Origin of the sequence: Acinetobacter sp. YH01019 (assembly GCF_013420285.1) — a bacterium.
In the GTDB taxonomy this organism is placed as follows: domain Bacteria; phylum Pseudomonadota; class Gammaproteobacteria; order Pseudomonadales; family Moraxellaceae; genus Acinetobacter; species Acinetobacter gandensis.
Genome location: NZ_VOYM01000114.1, coordinates 1 through 6,622 on the forward strand (window position 1 = coordinate 1; position 6,622 = coordinate 6,622).

General features: G+C 33.1%; 5 protein-coding genes and 1 pseudogene. 2 read left to right on the top strand and 4 right to left on the bottom strand.

The genetic code is table 11. The annotated features are described in order from the left end of the window. Positions 1 to 118 precede the first annotated feature (118 nt). Positions 119 to 346 (top strand): annotated as a pseudogene (locus tag FTT84_RS16360) (transposase domain-containing protein); the annotation flags it as partial. A 27-nt stretch (positions 347 to 373) separates the two neighbouring features. Here FTT84_RS16360 and FTT84_RS16365 read toward each other — a convergent pair. The 4 genes from FTT84_RS16365 to FTT84_RS16380 form a co-directional block, all read right to left on the bottom strand. Continuing rightward, complete coding sequence (locus FTT84_RS16365; RefSeq protein WP_180081856.1) at positions 374 to 1,339, bottom strand: hypothetical protein; 966 nt, start codon at positions 1,337 to 1,339, stop codon at positions 374 to 376. A 21-nt stretch (positions 1,340 to 1,360) separates the two neighbouring features. Then, the gene (locus tag FTT84_RS16370) at positions 1,361 to 2,401 is read right to left on the bottom strand and encodes a hypothetical protein (protein WP_180081857.1); all 1,041 of its coding nucleotides are present in this window, start codon (positions 2,399 to 2,401) and stop codon (positions 1,361 to 1,363) included. Between the two features lie 130 nt (positions 2,402 to 2,531). Continuing rightward, complete coding sequence (locus tag FTT84_RS16375) at positions 2,532 to 3,443, bottom strand: ParB/RepB/Spo0J family partition protein (protein ID WP_180058915.1); 912 nt, start codon at positions 3,441 to 3,443, stop codon at positions 2,532 to 2,534. Positions 3,444 to 3,454: 11 nt separating this feature from the next. Next, positions 3,455 to 4,231: a ParA family protein gene (locus tag FTT84_RS16380; protein WP_078194342.1), complete on the bottom strand. Its 777-nt coding sequence runs from the start codon at positions 4,229 to 4,231 to the stop codon at positions 3,455 to 3,457. A 943-nt stretch (positions 4,232 to 5,174) separates the two neighbouring features. Here FTT84_RS16380 and FTT84_RS16385 point away from each other — a divergent pair. Further along, positions 5,175 to 6,353 carry a replication initiation protein gene (locus FTT84_RS16385; protein WP_111861408.1) on the top strand — a complete coding sequence of 393 codons (1,179 nt, stop codon included), beginning with the start codon at positions 5,175 to 5,177 and terminating at the stop codon, positions 6,351 to 6,353. Positions 6,354 to 6,622: the final 269 nt, after the last annotated feature.

Here is a 6,622-nt window from a genome sequence, read left to right on the forward strand (position 1 = left end):
TCAACGATGTATAACCGGGTGCCGAATGGCGCCTTAGCAGAGGCTTGAGCCGTGTGCTGGGAAACTCGCATGCACGGTTCTTAGGGGGTTGGACGTAGGTAACTGCGTCTGACTACCCGACAACCAGATGCGACCTTGGGCGTTGGGACGTAAGAATTGGCTATTTGCAGGTTCGCTGCGCAGCGGTCAGCGAGCAGCCAATATCATGACATTAATCCAGTCAGCAAAGCTGAATGGGCTGGATCCGTATGCCTATTTAAGTGATGTTCTGAAAAGGTTGCCGACACATAAAGTGACCCAAATAGAAGAATTACTGCCACATCGCTGGAAATCCAACTCAAATTAAAAAATAGGCATGGGATTCAGCGGACGCTTACTCATTGAGTGGATGATTAATTCTTTGCCATTCATTTCCATCGTAACGAATCAATTTTTTATAAGAAAGTATCCATAGAACGCCTTCTTTTTCTTCTATGTATACAATTCCTTTAATATCATTAATGGCATCTACTAAATGATAAACTCCTTCATCGTAGATATATAATCCATCTTCAGAAGCAATATATAACTTCTCTTTAAAATATGCTGAACAATAAAAAGTTGAATTAATACTTATATCTTTTAAGTTTTTAAAACCATCTTTAAAATTACCTTTTAATAAAGTTCCATATCCTCCCGAAATGATAATATTTTTCTTATCAGGGCAAATTGTAATTCCAAACAATGGAGACGGAGTCATTCTGTCAACAGGTTCCCAGTAAGAACCATCAAAATAGGCAATAAAACCTTCATTTTTTTTGGTACCGCAAACATAAAGGCTATTTGAGCTAAATCCGTTTATATCATAGAGATTGATATCAAATGCCAATTCTATGTCTAATGTTAATTCACTAGATTTAGGCATATCTAATGATGATTCAGATAGACCTAAATCTAAAGAATTCCAACCATTACCAATATTTGTATAAATCTGTGCGCCATCGCCACAAACATATAATGAATTATCAATAGTTCTAATTCGATTGAATTGTCCTTGTATTTTAGAGTCGTCTGTCTCACGTATTTTTTCGAGTTTATTCTTATTTTCTTGAAATATTCCTAAGTCACCATCTTGTTCAAGTGCAAGTAATGAAGAGATTCCAGAATTTTCAAAATAAGCAACAGAAACAACTCTCCAACCATCTAAATCCATATCTATCCAATCATCGGATTGATATTTATAAATAAAAGTTTTTGAAAACAGGTCCCAAGTATCCAAATTATCAAGATTAGATGTTATATAAAAATTAGATTGGCTGATAGCACAACCAGTAACAAATGTGACTGATGAATTATTCATTAAATTTTATCTCGACATAGATTATTTAAAAGGTGATCCAAAAACACCAGTAGGTAACGTTCTAGCAGTATTACCTCTAACATCAACTCGAACTCGATAATTAGCAGCTAATCCTTTTGCTTGATGATAGACACGCAATTGGGTAGCTAAATTTGCGGCATTGCATTTTTTTATAACACTAGAAACAGCTTTCGCGCCTGCAATTTCAACTTCTACTAAGGGAGCCGTAGCTTCTGGCATATGAATACCTTTTAACGCCTTTTCGTAGATACTGTATTGTCGGTGTATTCTACCATGTTCATTCGTAGTAGTTGGTGTAGCTCCTTCAACACATACTACTAAACCATCACCTTCACTTATCGCATTTGGTAAAGAATTTCTACCCGTCCCTGTTCTAGTACCTAATCTAAAGCATCTGTCTGGAACAACATGGTGCCCAGTTTTACCTAACGGTTTACATGTATCAGGGTGATAAGGTCTTAATATACATGGATTATCAAGGTCCTTATCTTTAGGTGGTTTTTCTTTATCGGGTGTCTTTTCTTTTTGGGTATGAGTCGTTGAGGTAGATTTACCCGATTGTATATTTACATCATATCTACCGGTGGGAATGTTGGCCCCATTCGCACCAGCCATACCCAATTGAGGTTGAGGTAGTAATTCCTGAAATTTTCTCTGAATTTCATTGCAGAGATCGCTAATGTATTTTTTTATCGCATACTTTGCATTAGTAATCTCAACTTTAAACTTTTCCAAAGCCGATTTTAAACTACCGCGAACTTTATTGAGGAAACCATTAATAGCTTGAATTAAACGATCAATACATTTGTTTAATGCATTTAATGCTGTTTTTCCCATCTTTTGCCATGGCTTAGACCTGAGCCATGCTTCAGGAGCATTGTTCCATGGGCTTTTTATTTTTAGCTTTTTGAAGGCACTCTCAAAGCCTTCCATCAATTTAAAAATTTTTAATTTATTAGCTTCCTTTGATCTTGCGGCTTTGACAATGGTTTTAACAGCCGAACCAATTTCAGGAATGACTCCAAATGCAGTAAGAGCCAACGCTTTATAGTTATCAGATATAAATATATATTATAAAAAAATTGTTTTTTATTAAGATTAATTTTATTACTAGGTATCCCCAAGATTATACTATCAGACATATTTTAAAGAAAAGAAGTGTAGCAACTTGCTACACTTCTTGATTTTTTTCCACCAGCTCTTTCAACAGGGTTTCTAATTTTTCTAAGCTAGCATCATCAAAATGAGAAATTTTTAAAGAAACCTTTAATAACTTATCATTAAATTTAATATTCCCAGCAACTTTCCCAGCATATTCAATTTTTTTTACAAGCGATGTTGATGGAGAATCGTTATTATCTTGAACTAGATATTTCGTAGCTTGTGCAACAGCCTTAGTTTGCTCAAGTTGGCCATTCTTTACTTTTGTCCAAACAGTTAACAAGGCTTTTTCAGCACGTTGTTTTATTTCGTCGTGATCTGCAAGAAATTTTTTAAAAGCTGTTGCAGCAGTTCGACCTAATAACTGGGGCTCATTTACCAAATCATTCAAGATGGCTTTAGGCAACTTTTCAAAAGATAAATATTTATACATGTCTTCGCGATTTAAGCCTAAAGACTTCGCTAAACGTTGTTTATTTTTCTTTAAATTTTCATCCAAACCTACTAGACCAATATAGATTTCGAAGTCTGTTAAATCCTGGCGTTTTAAATTTTCAGCTAGTGTAAGTAGTGAAGCTTCTTCATTATTTGCATCAATAATAATGGCTTCAATAGTCGATTTTTTTAGAATTTCATGCGCACGTAATCGACGTTCACCTGCAATTAGTTCAAATTTTAAATTTTCAAGTTTACGAACAGTGATGGGTTGCAACAAACCAACTTCATCGATCGATTCAGCCAGTTCTTTGATTTCCTGCTCATCAAATTTTCTACGCGGTTGATAAGGACTCCGTGAAATGTCTTCAATGGGGACATTTCGTCTAAATTCCTTTAATTCCTTGATATTATCTTTTTGAGCTAATTGATGCTTTTGAGTATTTTGTTTCAGCTTTTGAGCTAAAAGTTCTTTTGCAGTTGCCATAAAATTCTCAATCAGTTAACTTTAGCTAAAACTTCTTTAGCTAAACTTTCAAAAGCCTTTCGAACCTTTCCACTTTTGTCTAGCTTAAGTAAAGACTGCTGCATAATTGCGGCTTGATTTACTTTTGTACTTTGTGGAATAGTCGTTTCCATAATATAGCCCACTTGCTTAAATGCTTCATCACGAATGAGTTTACAAACATTTTGTCTCTCATCGTGCTTAATAAGTAGTGCACCTAATAATTGTAGCTCCGGATTGATTCGCTTTATTTTTTCTAAATGATTAAGTAAGTCTGTAACACCATATAGACCATATTGTGAGCCAGATTCAATCGGGATAATTACATGTGTTGAAGATGCTAAAGCATTACTCGTCAATAGTTTTAAACTTGGAGGGCAGTCAATTAAAATAAAATCATAAAGATCTTTTAATAGTTCTAATTTTGTAGTGAGTTCTTCTGATGGTCTTGGCGCATCTTCTTTTAATTGGTCCTCAGTTTTTCCTAAATTGAGAGAACCATAAATTAGTGAAACATTATCAAAATTAGTATCTTCTTCTAAAGCGTCAGTAAGTAATGAGACATCACCTACTAATAACTCAGCGGTTGTTACTCCAACTTCACTTGGATGTTTTAAACCAATATGCAAGCTAGCATTTGCTTGAGGATCTAAATCAATCACAAGCACTTTTTTTCCTAAGTTTGCTAGCTCAGAGGCTAAATGAACAACTGTTGTTGTTTTACCACAACCACCCTTGTGATTCGCAACAGCAATAATTTTTGCAGACATACTTGTCAAATCATTCTATATTTAAAATTACTATTAATATAAATAACTTTGGGCTAAGTTACTACACCTTTTAAATTTAAAACAGTCATTTGTATAACGCTAAAGCAATTTTAAATTTAAAGTTTTATATAGCTAGCTTATTTAATAATTAATAGTAATTAATAATTAAGTTAATTAATAATTAAGTTGATATTTTTCATTTAAAAACAATACCATATCAGCTTTAAGGTGGAGGGTTTGTCATCTTAAAGTGGAAGAGTTGTCTTCTATAAGTGGAAAGATGATCACTTAAAAGTGGAATATATGTCACTGTAAAGTGGAGTATTTGTCACTTAAAAGTGGAGTATTTGTCACTATGGTGGAATGTTTTTCACTGTTAATTATAAAATATATGTATTATCATTTAAAAAATATATAAAACAATTATTTATGATGTTGATAACTTAATGAATTTAAGTGCAAGAGTGGAAAAAAAATCACTTACAAAAATAATATTGTGGATAAAGTTGCAAGGCTTTTTTTTACTACACCATTTTTTGATATATTCATTGATCTAAGAGTGGAAAGAATTTCACGCACTCACCCTAGAATGCAGATATTTTGTTCTTATGACTAAACTCGATATTTTTTTTCAGTGATCTGCGTTTTTAAAGGTGGAAAACTTGTCATATCGAAATAGGTTAATTGATTATTTAAAATCCATTATGGGTGTTTATTCATCAATCCGTATTTCTATAAAGAATCAAAAACATCTAAAAGTGGAGTGTTTGTCATCTTGGAGTGGAATTTAAAAATATATTTCCACTTTAATGGATTTTTACCTAAATTTGGTGACAAGTATTCCACCTTAGGTTTTTTTAGGTGAAAGTGTTGAATCTTTTTCCACTTTTTTATATAACATGCATAATCAAGTTAAGCACACTTAAAATAGTTAATACACTTTATGTCAGAACTAAGCCATAACAAAGAAGAGCTGGATTCAATCCCGTACTGCATAGGTAATATTCGTCACAATGGGGTTGTAAGTACTAGCAATCGTTTGATACGACCTATTGAATTGTCAGCGAATGAATATAAAGCACTTTTATATGCGATGGCTGTTGCCAATTACGGTGAGAAGAATCATATCGATAAAGAGATTAGTGAACAAACATACATCTATCTGTATAAAGATGATTTAGCTGAATTACTGGGATTAAGTAAGCGAAATTCAATTAATGTAGCCATTGATCGAATTTACAAAGAACTTTCATCCCGTGTGGCGCACTTTGTAATTGAAGAACCTGTAGATGATATAAAGAAAAAGACTAAAAGAGTTCACTCGGTTGTCCCTATTATCCGTGAGTTAAGATGGGAAGATGATTCAAAGAATGCACTTCAAATCAGATTTACCAGTGAAGTATTACCTTACTTTACTCAATTAGCTGGTGGTAATTTTACTACATACCAACTAAAACATTTATTTGCTCTAGATTCAGTTGCAAGTATGAGTCTTTATACCTATTTCATAAAAAACGAATTCAAATTTAAGACTCAAGAAATCTACGAAGTTCCATTATTATTAGAGAATCTCAGAGCTCTAATTGATATAAATGAAACTAAATATGACCGTTGGGTCGATTTTCGACGTTATGTATTAGATAAAATTGTAGCTGAAATTAATGAAAACACCGATCTACAGTTAGAATATGAAACAATTAAAAAAGGACGCCCTATTGTAGGCGTAAAATTTAAACTACATCATCGTGGTTTTGAAAAGCCTGTAATTGAAAATAAAAAGGCCGAAAAATTAAAGATCTACTTAGATGTTCCATTTGAAGATAATGCTGAGGTAAAAGATCTAGGTGCAAAATTCGATACCACTGTACGTTCATGGTATATTTTTAATGATGATGCTAATTATTTACAGCTTGAAAAGTGGTTTAAGACTGTAGGTTGCCTCACAGACTCTCAAGCAAACGTTGTTATCAATGATTCATTATTTCAAATGGATTTTGCTGAAGTTGGAATGAGCTTAAGTGACTTTAAGAGAAAAATGAAAAATAAATTGAAAACTGATAGTAAATTTGTGGAAGACATCAAGGATCGTCTAAATGAAATTTTCGGAAAGGATATTATCTAGGAGTGTAGCAACTTGCTACACTTTTATCGGCTATTCTTAGTTAAAGAAACCACTTATAACTTTAATTAGTAAAACAGTTATATTGAACGTTCATTTCAACAGAGATGGATCCGGAAATTTGAACAACTCCTATAATTGATATTCTGCTCCTCAAATGATGTTATAAACATCAATATATGGAGTATTTTATGGCACGTAGACCAAGAAGAAATCATTCAAACGACTTTAAGGCTAAGGTAGCACTTGCTGCGATCAAAGCAGAAAAAACA

Bases quoted from the DNA above. Each gene is read 5' to 3' on its own strand.
- FTT84_RS16365 (WP_180081856.1), bottom strand. From the start codon at position 1,339: ATGAATAATTCATCAGTCACATTTGTTACTGGTTGTGCTATCAGCCAA.
- FTT84_RS16375 (WP_180058915.1), bottom strand. From the start codon at position 3,443: ATGGCAACTGCAAAAGAACTTTTAGCTCAAAAGCTGAAACAAAATACT.
- FTT84_RS16380 (WP_078194342.1), bottom strand. From the start codon at position 4,231: ATGTCTGCAAAAATTATTGCTGTTGCGAATCACAAGGGTGGTTGTGGT.
- FTT84_RS16385 (WP_111861408.1), top strand. From the start codon at position 5,175: ATGTCAGAACTAAGCCATAACAAAGAAGAGCTGGATTCAATCCCGTAC.